The organism is Arthrobacter sulfonylureivorans (assembly GCF_022637435.1).
Classification (GTDB): Bacteria; Actinomycetota; Actinomycetes; order Actinomycetales; family Micrococcaceae; genus Crystallibacter; species Crystallibacter sulfonylureivorans.
Genome location: NZ_CP093326.1, coordinates 3,037,698 through 3,053,361, shown reverse-complemented (window position 1 = coordinate 3,053,361; position 15,664 = coordinate 3,037,698). Strand labels below are relative to the sequence as shown.

General features: G+C 65.8%; 12 protein-coding genes, 1 tRNA gene and 2 pseudogenes. 12 read left to right on the top strand and 3 right to left on the bottom strand.

Features of this window, described 5'->3' with window-relative positions; translation table 11 throughout:
* Positions 1–73 precede the first annotated feature (73 nt).
* The 12 genes and pseudogenes from MNQ99_RS14025 (at position 74) to MNQ99_RS13965 (ending at position 12,594) form a co-directional block, all read left to right on the top strand.
* Positions 74–1,180 (top strand): adenosine deaminase, encoded by a 1,107-nt coding sequence (locus tag MNQ99_RS14025; RefSeq protein ID WP_241915381.1) that lies wholly within the window; start codon positions 74–76, stop codon positions 1,178–1,180.
* 7 nt (positions 1,181–1,187) lie between these two features.
* Entirely contained in the window at positions 1,188–1,967 is a 780-nt protein-coding gene (locus MNQ99_RS14020) for a MazG nucleotide pyrophosphohydrolase domain-containing protein (RefSeq protein WP_241913345.1), read from the top strand.
* A 90-nt stretch (positions 1,968–2,057) separates the two neighbouring features.
* Complete coding sequence (gene eno, locus MNQ99_RS14015) at positions 2,058–3,338, top strand: phosphopyruvate hydratase (RefSeq protein WP_127511983.1); 1,281 nt, start codon at positions 2,058–2,060, stop codon at positions 3,336–3,338.
* Positions 3,339–3,770: 432 nt separating this feature from the next.
* Complete coding sequence (locus MNQ99_RS19225) at positions 3,771–4,184, top strand: FtsB family cell division protein (RefSeq protein ID WP_422387538.1); 414 nt, start codon at positions 3,771–3,773, stop codon at positions 4,182–4,184.
* A gap of 74 nt (positions 4,185–4,258) precedes the next feature.
* Positions 4,259–4,978 carry a DUF501 domain-containing protein gene (locus MNQ99_RS14005; RefSeq protein ID WP_241913344.1) on the top strand — a complete coding sequence of 240 codons (720 nt, stop codon included), beginning with the start codon at positions 4,259–4,261 and terminating at the stop codon, positions 4,976–4,978.
* Positions 4,978–5,946: a Ppx/GppA phosphatase family protein gene (locus MNQ99_RS14000; RefSeq protein ID WP_241913343.1), complete on the top strand. Its 969-nt coding sequence runs from the start codon at positions 4,978–4,980 to the stop codon at positions 5,944–5,946. Before MNQ99_RS14005 ends, MNQ99_RS14000 begins: the two co-directional genes overlap by 1 nt.
* Before the next feature lie 22 nt (positions 5,947–5,968).
* Positions 5,969–7,393, top strand: a complete 1,425-nt coding sequence (locus MNQ99_RS13995) for a S8 family serine peptidase (RefSeq protein WP_241913342.1) — start codon at positions 5,969–5,971, stop codon at positions 7,391–7,393.
* A gap of 56 nt (positions 7,394–7,449) precedes the next feature.
* Positions 7,450–8,898, top strand: a complete 1,449-nt coding sequence (locus MNQ99_RS13990) for an NAD(P)/FAD-dependent oxidoreductase (protein WP_241913341.1) — start codon at positions 7,450–7,452, stop codon at positions 8,896–8,898.
* Positions 8,899–9,021: 123 nt separating this feature from the next.
* Positions 9,022–9,492, top strand: a pseudogene (locus MNQ99_RS13985) (GNAT family N-acetyltransferase); the annotation flags it as partial.
* A gap of 47 nt (positions 9,493–9,539) precedes the next feature.
* Positions 9,540–9,612, top strand: a tRNA-Leu gene (locus MNQ99_RS13980).
* A 144-nt stretch (positions 9,613–9,756) separates the two neighbouring features.
* Positions 9,757–11,148, top strand: coding sequence for an ABC transporter substrate-binding protein (locus tag MNQ99_RS13975; protein ID WP_241913339.1), 1,392 nt, complete (start codon positions 9,757–9,759; stop codon positions 11,146–11,148).
* A 179-nt stretch (positions 11,149–11,327) separates the two neighbouring features.
* Positions 11,328–12,594: pseudogene (locus tag MNQ99_RS13965) on the top strand (IS3 family transposase).
* 246 nt (positions 12,595–12,840) lie between these two features.
* On the opposite strand, the gene MNQ99_RS13960 reads toward MNQ99_RS13965, so the two are convergent.
* From MNQ99_RS13960 to MNQ99_RS13950, 3 genes are read right to left on the bottom strand one after another with little or no spacing between them, the layout of a single operon-like run.
* Complete coding sequence (locus MNQ99_RS13960) at positions 12,841–13,611, bottom strand: ABC transporter ATP-binding protein (RefSeq protein WP_127511975.1); 771 nt, start codon at positions 13,609–13,611, stop codon at positions 12,841–12,843.
* Entirely contained in the window at positions 13,608–14,678 is a 1,071-nt protein-coding gene (locus tag MNQ99_RS13955; protein ID WP_422387463.1) for an ABC transporter ATP-binding protein, read from the bottom strand. The genes MNQ99_RS13960 and MNQ99_RS13955 overlap by 4 nt, the downstream gene beginning before the upstream one ends.
* Positions 14,675–15,655: a branched-chain amino acid ABC transporter permease gene (locus tag MNQ99_RS13950; RefSeq protein ID WP_241913336.1), complete on the bottom strand. Its 981-nt coding sequence runs from the start codon at positions 15,653–15,655 to the stop codon at positions 14,675–14,677. The genes MNQ99_RS13955 and MNQ99_RS13950 overlap by 4 nt, the downstream gene beginning before the upstream one ends.
* Positions 15,656–15,664: the final 9 nt, after the last annotated feature.

Sequence of the window (15,664 nt, the reverse complement as noted above, 5' to 3'; positions counted from 1 at the left end):
CAGGCTGGCGGCGTGCTCGCGTAAGGTGGTGCGTGTGACTGAGCCTGATTACTCCGAAGACACCGCAGCCGACATGGACATCGACATCCGCAGCCTGCCGAAGGTATCGCTACATGACCATCTGGACGGCGGCCTGCGCCCGGCCACGATCATCGAGCTGGCCGCCGCCGTGGGCCACGAACTGCCCTCCACCGACCCGGTGGCACTGGGCGAGTGGTTCCGGGAATCGGCAGACTCCGGCTCGCTGGTGCGCTATCTGGAAACCTTCGATCACACCGTCGCCGTGATGCAGACCAAGGAAGGCCTGTTCCGCGTGGCACAGGAATTCGTCGAAGACCTGGCCGACGACGGCGTGGTCTACGGAGAGGTCCGCTGGGCGCCGGAGCAGCACCTGGCCAAGGGCCTGACCTTGGACGAAGCCGTCGAAGCCGTCCAGGCCGGACTGGAGGCGGGCGTGGACGCCGTCGAGGCCAGCGGACGGCCCATCCAGGTGGGCCAGCTGATCACCGCGATGCGGCACGCCGACCGCTCACAGGAGATCGCCGAACTTGCCGTCCGCCACCGGGACCGGGGCGCCGTCGGATTCGACATTGCCGGCGCCGAGGACGGTTTCCCGGCCTCGCGCTTCAAGGACGCGTTCACCTACCTGGCCGAACACCAGTTCCCGGTCACCGTCCACGCCGGCGAGGCGGCCGGTGTGGACAGCATCGCCGATGCGCTGGTCAGCGGCCGTGCACTGCGGTTGGGCCACGGCGTACGGATCGCCGAGGACATCCAGGTGGACTTCGGCCCGGACGACGAAGACGGCGAAGAGGTCGGGATGGTCACCCTGGGCCGGGTCGCCGCATGGGTCCGCGACCGCGGCATCCCGCTGGAGTGCAGCCCGTCGTCCAACCTGCAGACGGGTGCCATCGCCGTGTTCGGGGAAGGCATTGAAGCCCATCCGTTCGACCTGCTCTACCAGACCGGGTTCAAGGTCACGATCAACACGGACAACCGGCTGATGAGCGGGGTCACGCTTTCGGACGAGTACGAGTTGCTGGTGGAAACCTTCGATTACGACCTGGACGACTTGCTGGAGATCACGCTCAACGCCGCGGAAGCCGCCTTCCTGCCGCTGGAAGAGCGTGAGGCGCTCGTCGAGTACATCGGCGAGGGCTTCCGCAGCCAGCTGGACTGACGGGACCATGCCGCACGCCGGTCAGCCGCCAGCGCCGGGACGGCGCCGGGAAAGCACGACGGCGGGCCCCGGCCCCGGTTGGGCGGTTCCCCGGCTGCTCGAGGTCGTGGCGCAGCTGCGCGAACACTGCCTGTGGACGGCCGCGCTGACCCACGAATCCCTCGTTGAGTACCTGGTCGAGGAGGCCCACGAACTGGCCGAGGCGATCGAAACAGGCCACACCGGCCAGGCCGACGTGGCCGAGCTCAGGGGCGAGCTGGCCGACGTGCTGTTCCAGGTGCTGCTGCATGCGCGGTTGCAGGAAGAACGCGGGCACTTCGATTTCGACGCCGTGGCCGCCGGCCTGACTGCCAAACTCGTTCGGCGGAACCGGCACGTGTTCCGTCCGGACGGATCCCTGCAGGAGACGTTCCCGGACACCATCGCCGAGATCGTGGCCAGCTATGACGCGGTGAAAGCGGCGGAGAAGCCGGAGCGGACCACGCCGTTCGACGGCGTTCCGACGTCGCTGCCGGCCCTGACCCTGGCGGCGAAATCCCTGGATCGGGCGCGCCGGGCCGGTTCCGCGGAACGGGCTGAGCCCGGCGGAGACGGCCGCGCTGCCGCGCCGCAGCACGGCAGATGGCGGTCGGAAGGCGGGCAGGGCATGACGGAAGCCGAGGTCGGCGAGGCGCTGTTCGCCGTCGTCCGCCGCGCCGCAGAAGCCGGCGTGGACCCAGAGCAGGCACTCCGGGCCGCCGTCCGGCGATTCCAGCAGCGCGTAACGGAAGAAAACGACACGGGCTGATCTCGATTAGTCTTAAGCCGGACCTTGCGGCCGGCTGGTGCCGGGCCTGCAGACATTCCATCTTTCGTTCCAACGAACAGGAGCTACTCCATGGCGCTGATCGATGCCATCCACGCGCGCGAAATCCTAGATTCCCGCGGCAACCCCACCGTTGAAGTTGAGGTGCTGCTGTCCGACGGCTCGATGGGCCGCGCCGCGGTTCCGTCCGGCGCCTCCACCGGTGCGTTCGAGGCCGTCGAACGCCGCGATGGCGAGAAGGGCCGCTATCTGGGCAAGGGCGTCAGCCAGGCCGTGGCCGCGGTGCTGGACACCATCCAGCCGGCGCTGGTGGGCTTCGACGCCACTGACCAGCGGCTGATCGACCAGACCATGTTGGATCTGGACGGCACGTCCAACAAGTCCGACCTGGGCGCCAACTCCATCCTGGGCGTCTCGCTGGCCGTGGCATCGGCAGCCGCCGAATCCGCCAACCTTCCGCTGTACAAGTACCTCGGCGGACCGAACGCCCACGTGCTGCCGGTGCCGCTGATGAACATCCTCAATGGCGGTTCGCACGCCGACTCCGACGTCGACATCCAGGAGTTCATGGTGGTGCCGCTGGGCGCCGCAACGTTCTCCGAAGGCCTGCGCTGGGGCGTGGAGGTCTACCACAGCCTCAAGGCCGTGCTGAAGGAGAAGGGCCTCTCCACCGGGCTGGGCGACGAGGGCGGATTCGCCCCGAACCTGCCCAGCAACCGGGCCGCCCTGGACCTGATCACCGAGGCGATCACCCGGGCCGGCTACACGCCGGGCAAGGACATTGCGCTGGCCCTGGACGTGGCGTCCTCCGAGTTCTACCGGGACGGCGCGTACCAGTTCGAGGGCAAGTCCCTGACGGCAGCGGAAATGAGTGCCTACTACGGTCAGCTGGTGGCGGACTTCCCGCTGGTGTCCATCGAGGATCCGCTGGACGAATCCGATTGGGACGGCTGGGCAACCTTGACGGCCGAGCTCGGCGACAAGGTGCAATTGGTGGGCGACGACCTGTTCGTTACCAACCCGGAGCGCCTGCAGCAAGGCATCGACGCCAAGACCGCCAACTCGCTGCTGGTCAAGGTCAACCAGATCGGGTCGCTGACCGAGACACTGGAGGCCGTGGCCCTGGCCCAGCGCAATGGCTACACCACCATCACCTCGCACCGCTCCGGCGAAACCGAGGACACCACCATCGCCGACATCGCCGTGGCCACCAACGCCGGCCAGATCAAGACCGGTGCCCCGGCCCGTTCGGAGCGTGTGGCGAAGTACAACCAGCTGCTGCGGATCGAGGAAGAGCTCGACGACGCGGCGCGCTACGCCGGTCGCAGTGCTTTCCCGCGTTTCACGGCGTAGTTCGGCCCAACCCTCGGTAATGTCTTAAGCGGGGCCCGGCCGTCAGCCGACGCCGGCCCCGCACGACAACCACGGTGAGGAGCCTCAATGTCCACCCGACGCCCCAACATGCCACGGGCCGGCCGTCCGGCCGGCGGTGGGCCTGCGCAGGGCAGCGGACAGGGGGACGGCAAGGACACTGACCGCCCGGAACCGGAAACCGGGAAAGTGATTCGGGCCGACTTCGGCCGAACGGCGCCGGCAGCCGTGGCCCGGCCTGGGGCCGGCTCCCCGAGCACACCGGAGGCGGGCCACCGCCGGAAGCCGAAACCACCGGCAAAGCCCAAGCCGGCGCCGTCGGAAGCCCGCGCCGCCGAACGCCGGCAGCTGTCCGAGGGAATCAGGCAGCCGGACTCGCCTGCGCACCGGCAACGCAGGGAACAGGCCCGGGAAGTGCCTGCCGATGCGGTCCCGGTCCCAGCCAAAGCATTCTCCGGCCGGCTGCTGGCGCTGGCGGTGGTCTTGGTGTCCATCACGGTGCTGCTGGCGCCGTCGGTGCGGATTTTCATTGAGCAGCGGGCAGAATTGGCCGCCCTGCAGGCGGACATCGCCGCCAAGAAAGACTCCCATCAGCAGCTGACCAAGGAGCTGGCCCGCTGGGATGACCCCGCCTACATCAAGCAGCAGGCACGGGATCGCATATTCTATGTAATGCCGGGGGAGAAGCGGTACATGGTCACCGGCGCGGAAGGACTGGGCGAGTCGGACGAACACGCATCCGCGACCGCGCCGGAGGACTTGCCGTGGGTCGACGCACTGTGGAATTCGATGACCCGGGCCGCCACGGACACGCCCGCCGCTGACTAACAACCCGGCAGCCGCGGCTACCGGATCATACGGCACGCTGCCAGACCAACCGCAGCGGCAGGAAGGACTGAGCCATGAACACCGCTCAGCGCACACCCACCCCCGAAGACCTCGACACGCTGAGCCGCCAGCTCGGCAGACCGGTCCGCGACGTCGTGGAAATCGGCGCGAGATGCGTCTGCGGAAACCCGCTCGTCGCCACGACCGCGCCGCGGCTGGGCAACGGCATCCCGTTCCCCACCACGTACTACCTGACCCACCCGGTGATTACCGCCGCCGTGTCCCGGCTGGAAGCGGCCGGGGTGATGACGGAAATGACCGCGCGGCTGGAGAGCGATCCTGAACTGGCCGCAGCGTACCGGCGCGCCCATGAGGAGTATCTGGCCGCACGCAACGAGGTGGGCCGCCGCTCCGGCATCGGGGAGGTGCCCGAGATCGCGGGCGTCTCGGCCGGCGGTATGCCCACCCGAGTCAAGTGTCTGCACGTCCTGGTCGGCCATTCGCTGGCTGCGGGTCCGGGCGTGAATCCGCTGGGCGACGAAGCGCTTGAGGGCATCGCCGAGTGGTGGACCGCGGACCGCTGCTATTGCGCCGGCGCCTGGGACGTTGCAGGGGCCGCGCCCGCCCGTGACCTGAGCCGCCATACTCGCACCCAAGGCCTGCCGGCCGACGAGCTGGCCGCGAAGAAGGCCAGGCGGTCCGGCGGCAAGGAATCCTCCGACGCCGCCGACGCCGACGCCGCCGACGCCGTCGATCCTCGAACGCCCGGCGCAGCCGGGGGAGTGGAGTCCTAGTGGCACGTGTCGGAGCCATCGATTGCGGAACCAACTCGATCCGCCTGCTGATTGCCGACGTGCAGGACGGCGGGCTGAGCGACGTGGTCCGGGAGATGAAAATCGTGCGGCTGGGGCAGGGCGTCGACGCTACCGGGGCGCTGGCGCCCGAAGCGCTGGAGCGGACGTTCGCGGCGGCGGAAGACTATGCCGTGCAACTGCGCAGCCAGCGGGTCGAAAGCCTGCGTTTTGTTGCCACCTCCGCCACCCGCGACGCGGCCAACCGGCAGGTTTTTGTTGACGGCATCCGCGACCGGCTCGGGGCGGAACCGGAGGTGATCAGCGGCCGCGAAGAGGCCGAGCTGTCCTTCACCGGTGCCGCCAGTGTCCTGGCCCCGACGCCGGGAGAGAGGGTGCTGGTGGTGGACCTCGGCGGTGGCAGCACGGAGTTCGTGCTGGGCACTGCCGACGGGGTGCTGGCCGCGCTCAGCACGGATATGGGCTGTGTCCGTTTCACCGAGCGGTACCTGCGCTCGGACCCGCCCACCGCGGCGGAGATCGCCGAAGCCGTGGCCGACGCCGAGCAGCATCTGGCTCGCGCGCTGGATGAGGTGCCGCTGGCCGACGTCGACCGGTTGGTAGGAGTGGCCGGGTCCGTCACCACCATCACCGCACACGCCTTGCAGCTGGACCAGTACCGTCCCGAAGCGATCCACGGGGCACGCCTAGAGGGGGACCGGCTGGATGCTGCCTGCACTTCCTTGCTGGAGATGACCCGGCAACAGCGTGCGGCGCTGCCCTACATGCATCCCGGACGCGTGGACGTCATTGGCGCCGGCGCGCTCATCTGGCGCACCGTGTCACGGCGGCTGGCGGCACTGACCGCTGGACGCGTGGACGGCGCGACGGCCAGCGAACACGATATTCTGGATGGAATCGCCCTGAGCGCCGCCACCCGGCTGCCCACCCACCGAGCCCCAGGGACCTAGACTGCTTACCGAAGGGACACCGATGCGCCACCGCGAAAGTGAACGGCCCAGCAGGCGCTCGTCCGCCGCGAAGGCCATTTCGCTCGGCTCGGCCATTGCGGTGCTTGGCTCGCTGATGCTGGCAGGACCCGCCCATGCCGACTCCACCCGGGACAAGGAATACTGGCTGGATTCCTACGGGATCCGCGCCGCCTGGGACGAATCGCAGGGCGAGGGCGTGAAAGTCGCAGTGATCGACAGCGGCGTTGACGGCACCCATCCGGACCTCAAGGGTGTCGTGGTGGGCGGAACGGACGCCTCCGGATCGGGCGATCCCGACGGCCAGCGCGGGATCGGACAAACGCCCGAGCACGGCACCTTGGTGGCGACCTTGCTGGCCGGTCGTGGGCATGCCCCGGACAAAGACAAGAAGGACGACAAGAAGAAGGACGACGAGTCCAAGCCCAAGGACGAGGGAATCGGTGCCGGCACCGATGGCGTGATCGGGGTGGCTCCCAAGGCGCAGATCCTGACGGCCTCCACGTGGCTCGGGACGCCGAACCCTTCCGGTGTCGGAGTTGACGAGCAGATCCCTGCGGCCGTTCGCTGGGCGGTGGACAACGGCGCACAGGTCATCAATATGTCGTTGACCAGTTCCAGCACCTCCTGGCCGGAGAGCTGGGACGCCGCGTTCCTGTACGCCGAACAGCACGACGTCGTGGTGGTTGCCGCCGCCGGAAACCGCGCCGGAGGGACCGAACAGTCCGGTGCTCCCGCCACCATTCCCGGGGTCCTGACCGTGGCCGGACTGAACCGCGACGGCGAAGCCAGCCAGGAGGCCTCGGCCCAGAGCATCGTCATTGGCGTTGCGGCGCCGGCCGAAGACCTGGTGGGTGGACTGCCCGGCGGCCTCTATGCCGACTGGTCGGGTACATCCGGGGCCACCCCGCTGGTCTCCGGCGTAGCCGCGCTGATCCGCTCCAAATACCCGGACATGAGCGCGGCCCAGGTCGTCAACCGCATCATCAGCACGGCCAAGGACTCCGGCGTTCCCGGACATGATCCGATCTACGGCTACGGCGTACTGAACGCCGAAGCGGCACTGAACGCCGAAGTTCCGGAGGTATCAGCCAACCCGCTCGGCTCGATTGCCCAGTGGATCACCGTGCACCGCCGCGGCGTGGTCGCTGCGCCGGAATCGCAGTCTCCGGTGCAGTCGAAGGCCGTGGCCCCGGACATTCCGGAACCGACCACCCCGGTGGCGGTCCCACCGCGTACCGAGAACTCGGTACTGCCGGCCATCCTGGTCTTCTCGTTCGGCGCGCTGATCGCCGGTGTCCTGACGTTGGGCGCTGTCCAGACAGTCCGGGCGCGCCGCGCCGCGGCGGGAAAACAGGCCGTCGAAGACGCGGATACGGGCTTCATCCCGCCGATTCGGGGCGGGAGCCACAAGCCGGTCAAACGCTGATTCTGCCCTCCCGGCCACTTCGTGAAAACTTTCACAAAAGACGCTACACTTAATGCATGGCACTCACTCCTGCTCTGTCCGATCGCCCGCGCGTCCTTGTGGTCGGCGGCGGCTACGTTGGTCTCTACGTTGCGCTGAAGCTCCAGAAAAAGGTCAAGCGGCACGGCGGCATCGTCACCTTGGTGGATCCGCTGCCCTACATGACCTACCAGCCGTTCCTGCCCGAAGTGGCCTCCGGCAGCATCGAAGCCCGGCATGCCGTGGTCAACCACCGCCAGCATCTGCAGGACACCGAACTCATCACCGGCAGGGTCACCTCCATCGACCATGCTGCCAAGAAGGCCGTGATCACCCCCGCAGCGGGCGAGGCTTTCGAACTGGACTACCGCGACGTCGTCGTTGCCGCCGGTGCCATTACCCGCACCTTCCCGATCCCGGGGCTGGCCGAAGCCGGCATTGGCCTGAAGACCATCGAAGAAGCCGTGGAGTTGCGGAACAAGGTGCTCGAGCGGATCGAGACCGCCTCCCAACTGCCGGCGGGGGCGGAGCGGACCCGCGCGCTGACGTTTGTTGGCGTCGGCGGCGGCTTCGCGGGCATTGAGGCCATGACCGAAATCGAGGACCTTGGCCGCGCTGCCGTCAGGAAGAACGGACGGCTGCGCCAGGAAGACCTGCGTTTCGTGCTGGTCGAGGCAATGGGCAGGATCATGCCCGAGGTCACCGAAGAGCAGGCCAAGTGGGTCGTCGAGCACATGCGCTCACGCGGCATCGAGGTCATGCTCAACACCTCCCTGGCCAAGGCAGAGGGCGGCGTGCTGGAACTGATCAACATGCCGGACAAGACTCCGGCCGAAACCTTCGAGGCCGACACCCTGCTGTGGACTGCGGGCGTGCAGGCGAATCCGGTTGCGCGCAGCTTCGGCTTCCCGCAGGACGAGCGCGGCCGGATCAAGGCCGATGCCACGCTGCAGATCATCGGCGAGAACGGCCCGATTGACGGCGCCTGGACCGCTGGCGACGTCGCAGCAGTGCCGGACCTGACCGGCGGCGGGGTGGGCGGCTTCTGCGTCCCGAATGCCCAGCACGCCATCCGCCAGGCCAAGCGGCTTGCCAAAAACATCTACGCGGCCCGCTGGGGCGTGGGCAGCGTCAAGCAGTACAAGCACAAGAACCTCGGCGCCGTCGCCGGCTTCGGCCTCAACAAGGGCGTCGCCAAGATCATGGGCATCAAGCTCAAGGGTTGGCCGGCCTGGATGGCCCACCGCGGCTACCACGGACTGGCCATGCCGACCGTCGAGCGCAAGATCCGCGTGATCTCGAACTGGTTCTGGACCATCTTCCTGGGCCGCGATACCACGCGCCTCGCCGATCTGCAGACTCCGTACCGCCAGTTCCGGGAGGCTGCTTCACCCCAGCCGCGCCCGCAGGCCGCCGCCGCTCCCAAGCCGGCAACGGACGCCCCGGCCGCCGGGTCGGAGAAGGAACTCGCGTCCACCGGCCGTTAACCACACCAACGCAGCAGGCCCGGGTACCGCATCGCGGTACCCGGGCCTGCTGCGTTTGTCGAGGCGCTGCAACATAGAATGTCTTGATGCTGATCAGGACAGAACAACCGGGGGGACCGGCCCGCCGTCCTCAGGCTGGTGGCCCGGGCCTTCGCCGCGGATGACGGCACCGAGCCCGTTGAACGCCGGCTGCTGGCCGAACTGTACAACTGCGACGGCTTCCTGCCGGAGTTCTCCCTCGTCGCCGAGGACCACGGAACCGTCGTCGGGCACGTGATCAGTACCCGCGGGTGGATTGACGGTGCACCGGCCCTGGGGCTGGGGCCGATCGCGGTAGAGCCGGACCGTCAGCGCTCGGGCATCGGAGCTGCCCTGCTGGCCGAAACGCGCCAGCGGGCCGAGTCCGCGGGGGAGAGCGTCATCCTGCTGCTCGGAAGCACAGATTACTATCCACGTTTCGGGTATCGGCCGGCTAGCGAATCCGGCATCAAAGCTCCGGATCCGGCGTGGGGCGCTCACTTCATGGCCCTGCCGCTGAACGAGCTCCCGCCAACGGGTACCTTTACCTACGCTGGGCCTTTCGGGCGTCTGTAGGGCGACAACAGGCTATCCAGTACCCTAGATAGGTGAAGGAACACCCGGCCCCCGTAGTCCAATGGCAGAGACAACCGACTTAAAATCGGTCCAGTGTGGGTTCGAGTCCCACCGGGGGTACCGAATCAGTGTGATGAGCGTTACAAGGATGTAACCCAAAACGCTTATTTTCAACAACAATTTGGACTAGTTTTCCTAGTAATCAGGAATACCTGGTAATCGCATCAAAGGTTCACATACCTTTCGATCGAGGGGAAAACATACATGTCTGCAACACGTAACGCAGTGCTTTTCGGCACCGGCGGCAACTCCGCGCGGGCGGGGAAGCTGGCCGCGCTCGGATTGGGGATCGCTTTGTTTGCCTCGGCGTGCGGCGGGGGGTCTTCCACACCGTCGGAGCCTGGAGGGGGAGCGTCATCGGCACCGGCAGGCGCATCAGGCCTGACCTGTCCCGGACCAGGCGAGGATGGGGGACCCACCGGGGGTGCGACCGGAAACCCGGCGGACGTCCCCGAGTCCAAAGGCTCCACCGAGCAAGCGCTGAAAATCGGCACGCTGCTGCCGACCACCGGAACCTTGGCCTTCCTGGGCCCGCCGGAAATTGCAGGTGTCGAGCTTGCCGTGAACAAGATCAACGAAGCCGGCGGCGTGCTCGGCAAAGACGTGGAAACTGTCCAACGCGACTCCGGTGACACCACCACCGACATTGCAACGCAGTCGGTAACGGACCTGCTCAGCGAAAAGGTCAGCGCGATCGTGGGAGCGGCGTCCTCGGGCGTTTCCTTCACCGTGATCAACCAGATCACCGGCGCGGGCGTTCTGCAGATCTCCCCGGCGAATACCTCGCCGGACTTCACCACATGGGATGACAAGGGCCTGTACTGGCGAACAGCTCCTTCCGACGTTCTGCAGGGCCGCACTCTCGGCAGCTACATGGTCACCTGCGGCGCCCAGACGCTCGGCATGATCGTGCTGAACGACGCCTATGGCACCGGTCTGGCGGACAACGTCAAGCAGGCCTTCGAAGGCGCCGGTGGCCAGATTGTGGCAACCGAGATGTTCAACGAGGGCGATTCGCAGTTCAGCTCGCAGGTTGATGCCGTAGTCAACGCCAAACCTGACGCCTACGCGCTGATTACTTTCGACCAGATCAAGTCGATTGCACCGTTGCTGCTGTCCAAGGGCGTCAAACCCGACCAGATATTCTTGGTGGACGGCAACACCTCGGACCTGAGCAAGGAGCTTGACCCGGGCGCCATGGCAGGGGCACAGGGCACCATTCCCGGCACCTTCGCCAAGGATGAATTCCAGGCGGAACTGGCGAAGGTCGACGACAAGCTCAACTCCTACTCTTACGCAGGCGAATCCTACGACGCGGTGAACCTCGTGGCGCTGGCCTCCGAGGCGGCCGGCAGCACCAAGGGCGAGGACATCGCGAAGGAAATGCAGGCTGTGTCCATGGACGGTGAGAAGTGCTACGACTTCGCCGGTTGTGTGACGCTGCTGCGCAACGGCGAGGATATCGATTACGACGGCATCTCCGGACCGATCTCCTTCGACGAGAACGGTGACCCGACCGAGGCCTACATCGGAATCTACCAGTACGACGAAACCAACGTACCGCAGCCGAAGCTTGAGGAGTTCGGCCAGCTGTAGGCGGCTCCACACCACTCGCACCGATGCAGAGGGTCCCAGCCACCGGTGAACTGCTCCCCGGAAGTTGGACTGAGAAATTCAGTTCCGACTCCCGGGGAGCAGTTTTATGCATGCATGTAGTTCGTTATCCGAGGATCAGCGCGAGTCCGCTGTAGCGTGGTTCGAGCAGGGCATCGCTTATAGGGCGACGGCCAGATTGCTGGGAGTGCCTCACTCGCCGGTCAAGCGGCTTTATCGGCGATGGAGGATTCATGGCCGAGGAGCGTTGATGACCAAGCAGACAAAACAGTCGTATTCGTTCGAGTTCAAGCTCGCTTTGGTTGAGCGGTTCCTCGCTGGTGAGACTGCCCCTGATCTCGCAGCAGAAGTCAGCTTGTCGTCGCCTCGCCTGCTCGAAACCTGGGTACGGGCATATCGCCGTGAGGGTGTGGACGCGTTGCGCCCGAAGCCTAGAGGCAGACCCAGAAAACCCGATGCCCCGGCACCCGCGGAGTTGTCCGAAGTGGAGCGGCTGCGGCTCGAGAACGAACGGTTGCGGGCGGAAGTGGCCTATCTGGGAAAATTGCGGGCCTTGAGGGCGCAGGAACGACGGTGAAGGTTCAGGCCATCATCGCTCTCAAGGCTGACTTTCCTCTCCCGGTTCTGCTGCAGGTCGCCGGCCTCGCCCGGTCGACGTTCTTCTATCACCAGGCCCGCCTTCAGGCCCCGGATCCGCAGGAGGCACTCAAGGCCGCGGTCGCGGAGATCTTCATGAAGAACCATGGCCGGTACGGGCACCGCCGCATCCATACCGAGCTGGTCAAGCAGGGGTGGTCGGTCGCGAAGAAGACCGTGCTGAAGCTGATGCGTTCCCTGCGGCTGGTCTGCAAAGTCCGGCGAAGGAAGCGCTACAACTCCTACCAGGGCGGGCAGGGCGCCGTGGCACCCAACCTGCTGAACCGGGAGTTCGACGCCGATGCCCCGAACCAAAAGTGGGTGACGGATGTGACCGAGTTCAGCGTCGGAGATCGGAAACTCTACCTCTCACCGGTCATGGACCTCTTCGACCGGCAGATCATCTCCTACGCCGTCGGCACGTCGCCGAATCTGCAGCTCACCAACACCTCACTGCGTGAAGCTCTGACAACCCTCGCATGCGGACAGAAACCGCTCGTGCATTCCGACCAGGGCTTCCAGTACCAGCACCTCTCATGGCGGCATCTTCTGAAGAACGCCGGCGCCGTCCAGTCGATGTCCCGCAAAGGTAACTGCTTCGACAACGCGGTGATGGAGAACTTCTTCGGACACCTCAAGGAAGAACTCTTCCACCACGTCCAATTCCTCAACATCGAGGCGCTGCAGTCCGCACTGCATGAGTACATGCACTGGTACAACACCGAAAGGATCTCAACAAAGCTCAAGGGCCTGAGCCCGGTGCAATACCGTGCTCAGGCCCTCGCAGCCTAGGCTCTTATTTAGCCGGTCCAACTTTCGGGGCCCAGTTCACCGGCTGGGGCCCTCTGCCGTGCTGGAGGTACGGGCGCCCTGCCCGGAGCTTCCGGAGCCCCCAGGGGCTAACCAGGCAGCGCCCCGACACAGGGGAGCAGGCACCAACGACGGCGGCGCCCTGGCACAGGGGAGGAGGGAGCAACGACGGCGGCGCCCGCCCCGCGAAGGGCAGGCGCCGCCGTCGTTGTATCCGGTGCGAGGTGCTCAGGCAGTGTCCGCCAGTGTTCCCAGGTAGAGCTGGATGACCTTTGGATCCTTGAGCAGTTCGCGGCCGGTACCGGTGTATGCGTCCTTGCCTTGGTCCAAGACGTAGCCACGGTCGCAGATCTGCAGGCAGCGGCGTGCGTTCTGTTCCACCATGATGACCGAGACACCGGCCCGGTTGATCTCGTGCACCCGCAGGAACGTCTCGTCCTGCTTCACCGGGGAGAGGCCGGCCGAGGGCTCGTCCAGGAGCAGCACCGCCGGGTTCATCATCAACGCCCTGCCCATGGCCACCATCTGGCGTTCGCCACCGGAGAGCGACCCGGCCCGCTGGGCGCGCCGTTTGGCCAGGTCGGGGAAGATGCCGGCGACGAAGTCGAAACGCTCCTTGAAGTCCTTGGGCCGCTGGAACATGCCCATTTCCATGTTCTCTTCGATGGTCAACGTGGAAAAGACGTTGTTGGTCTGGGGGACGAACCCGATGCCGCGGCTGACCAGCTTATTGGCTTTCAGCCCGGTCAGGTCCTGACCGCGGACCACAACGGTGCCGGAATGCACTTTGACCAACCCGAACATTGCTTTGAGCAGTGTTGACTTTCCGGCGCCGTTCGGCCCGATGATGCCGATCAATTCGCCTTGGCGGGCTTCGATGCTGCAGCCGTTGAGGATGTTGACGCCGGGCAGATAGCCGGCCACCAGGTCCTGCACGACGACCACGGCTTCCCCCGCCGCCATGTTGGTCGGGCTTGTATCTGCCCGGTGCGCATTCATGCCTGGTCCTTCCTGTTGGGGTCCTGATCGGCTTCGCGCGACTCATCCCGGCTGGAATCGTGTTCGCTGATGTGGCTGCGGAGGACTCCCTCGTCATCGGTGCCCACCACCGACTCGGCGTCCTGGGCGAGTTCCTCCGCCAGCGCCTCGACCCCTTCCGCGTCGCCGAGGTCGACGTCGTGGTGGGCACCGAGATAGGCATCAATCACGGCGGGGTCCTTCATGACGACGCCGGGTGGGCCCTCTGCCACGATCCTGCCTTCGGCCATGACCACTACCCAATCCGCAATGTGGCGGACCATATGCATGTCGTGTTCGACGAACAACACGGTCATGCCCTCGGCCTTGAGATTCTTGACGTGCTCGAGGAGAGACTGGGTCAGGGCCGGGTTCACGCCGGCCATCGGCTCGTCGAGCATGACCAGCTTGGGCCGGACCATCAGGGCCCGGGCCATTTCCAGCAGTTTGCGCTGGCCGCCGGAGAGCGAGGCTGCGTAGTCGTCGCGTTTGGCGTCCAACTTGAATTTGACCAGCAGATCCTCTGCCTGCTCGGTGATTTCTTGTTCCCGTGGCCCCCAGATTTTCTTGAAGAGGGCTTTGAACAGGTTCTCGCCGGACTGCTCCGTGGCCCCCAGCCGCATGTTTTCAATGACGGTCAGCTTGCCCATGACTTTGGTCAGCTGGAAGGTGCGGACCATGCCCATCCGGGCCACCTTGTAGGATGCCACTCCGGCCAGCGAGTGGCCTTCGAAGGACCACTCACCGGTCTGCGGGATGTCGAATCCGGTGAGCAGATTGAACAGAGTGGTCTTGCCGGCTCCGTTCGGCCCGATCAGCGCCGTAATCTGGTGCCGGGGGATCTCCAAATACTCCACGTCCACGGCGTTGACACCGCCGAATAGGCGCGTGACGTTCTTGGCCACCAGGATGGGATCGCGCTTGCGGCAGCCGGGACCCGGTTCGTCGGCAGCGATGGGTCGCGCGTCGGTCATGTACTCGTTCGGCACGGATGCCGGGTCCGGGGCGGCGGTGCCGCCTCCGGCCGGGATGCGGTCTTGTTCGCTCATGCGAATACCAGCTCTTTCTTGTTGCCCAGCACGCCTTGGGGCCGGAATATCATCAACAGCATCAGAGCGACGCCGACCAAGATGTACCGCAACTGCCCGGCCTGGGTGGTGGTCAGGAAGGTGATGTAGCCCGCTTCGATGGCCCCGTAGAGCAGTCCCTGGGTCAGCGAGAGCACCACCCAAAAGATCATGGCGCCGACGACCGGGCCGAGAACAGTGGCCATGCCGCCCAGCAGCAAGCAGGTCCAGAGGAAGAACGTCAGCTCCGTCTGATAGTTGGCCGGCTGGACCGCTCCGCGGGGGAGTGTGAAGATCATGCCTGCAAAGGTGCCCAGCAGGCCGCCGAAAATCAGCGACTGCATCTTGTAAGAGTAGACGTTCTTGCCCAAAGAACGCACTGCGTTCTCGTCTTCGCGGATGCCCTTCAGGATCCGGCCCCAGGGGCTTCGCATCAGCAGGAACACCAGCAGGCAGCAGAGAGCAACCAGGGTCCAGGCAACCACCCGGATCCAGAGGTCCCGCTCGTTCATGCTCGTCAGGCCGAAGTTGTATGTGCCCTGCGGGAACGGGTTCATGGCGTAGAACCCGCCTTCGAACGCGGCCAGGCCGTTGGCAGAACCGGTGATGTCGGTCAGTTCATTGGTGGTGACTACGTAGCGGATGATCTCCGCGGCGGCAATCGTGACAATGGCCAGGTAATCGGCACGCAACCTCAGGGTAGGGATGCCCAAGAGCAGCGCAAAGATCACCGATCCGACGACCGCTATCAAGACGCCGACAACGAACGGGACGTCCCACAACAGGGTGGGAATGGCGAACCCGTAGGCGCCAATGGCCATAAAGCCGGCCTGTCCGAAGTTCAGCAGCCCGGTAAAGCCGAAGTGGACTGCCAGACCGAGGGAAGCCAGGGCGTAGGCGGCCGTTGTCGGGCTGACGATCTCGCCGAGTGCGTTGGCGAATATATTGAGGAAATCCATGGTGTTGCC

What these genes read in the sequence shown, in the direction of transcription:
- MNQ99_RS14025 (WP_241915381.1), top strand. Translation starts at nt 74, where the DNA reads ATGGACATCGACATCCGCAGCCTGCCGAAGGTATCGCTACATGACCAT.
- MNQ99_RS14020 (WP_241913345.1), top strand. Translation starts at nt 1,188, where the DNA reads ATGCCGCACGCCGGTCAGCCGCCAGCGCCGGGACGGCGCCGGGAAAGC.
- eno (WP_127511983.1), top strand. Translation starts at nt 2,058, where the DNA reads ATGGCGCTGATCGATGCCATCCACGCGCGCGAAATCCTAGATTCCCGC.
- MNQ99_RS14005 (WP_241913344.1), top strand. Translation starts at nt 4,259, where the DNA reads ATGAACACCGCTCAGCGCACACCCACCCCCGAAGACCTCGACACGCTG.
- MNQ99_RS13995 (WP_241913342.1), top strand. Translation starts at nt 5,969, where the DNA reads ATGCGCCACCGCGAAAGTGAACGGCCCAGCAGGCGCTCGTCCGCCGCG.
- MNQ99_RS13990 (WP_241913341.1), top strand. Translation starts at nt 7,450, where the DNA reads ATGGCACTCACTCCTGCTCTGTCCGATCGCCCGCGCGTCCTTGTGGTC.
- MNQ99_RS13975 (WP_241913339.1), top strand. Translation starts at nt 9,757, where the DNA reads ATGTCTGCAACACGTAACGCAGTGCTTTTCGGCACCGGCGGCAACTCC.
- MNQ99_RS13960 (WP_127511975.1), bottom strand. Translation starts at nt 13,611, where the DNA reads ATGAATGCGCACCGGGCAGATACAAGCCCGACCAACATGGCGGCGGGG.
- MNQ99_RS13955 (WP_422387463.1), bottom strand. Translation starts at nt 14,678, where the DNA reads ATGAGCGAACAAGACCGCATCCCGGCCGGAGGCGGCACCGCCGCCCCG.
- MNQ99_RS13950 (WP_241913336.1), bottom strand. Translation starts at nt 15,655, where the DNA reads ATGGATTTCCTCAATATATTCGCCAACGCACTCGGCGAGATCGTCAGC.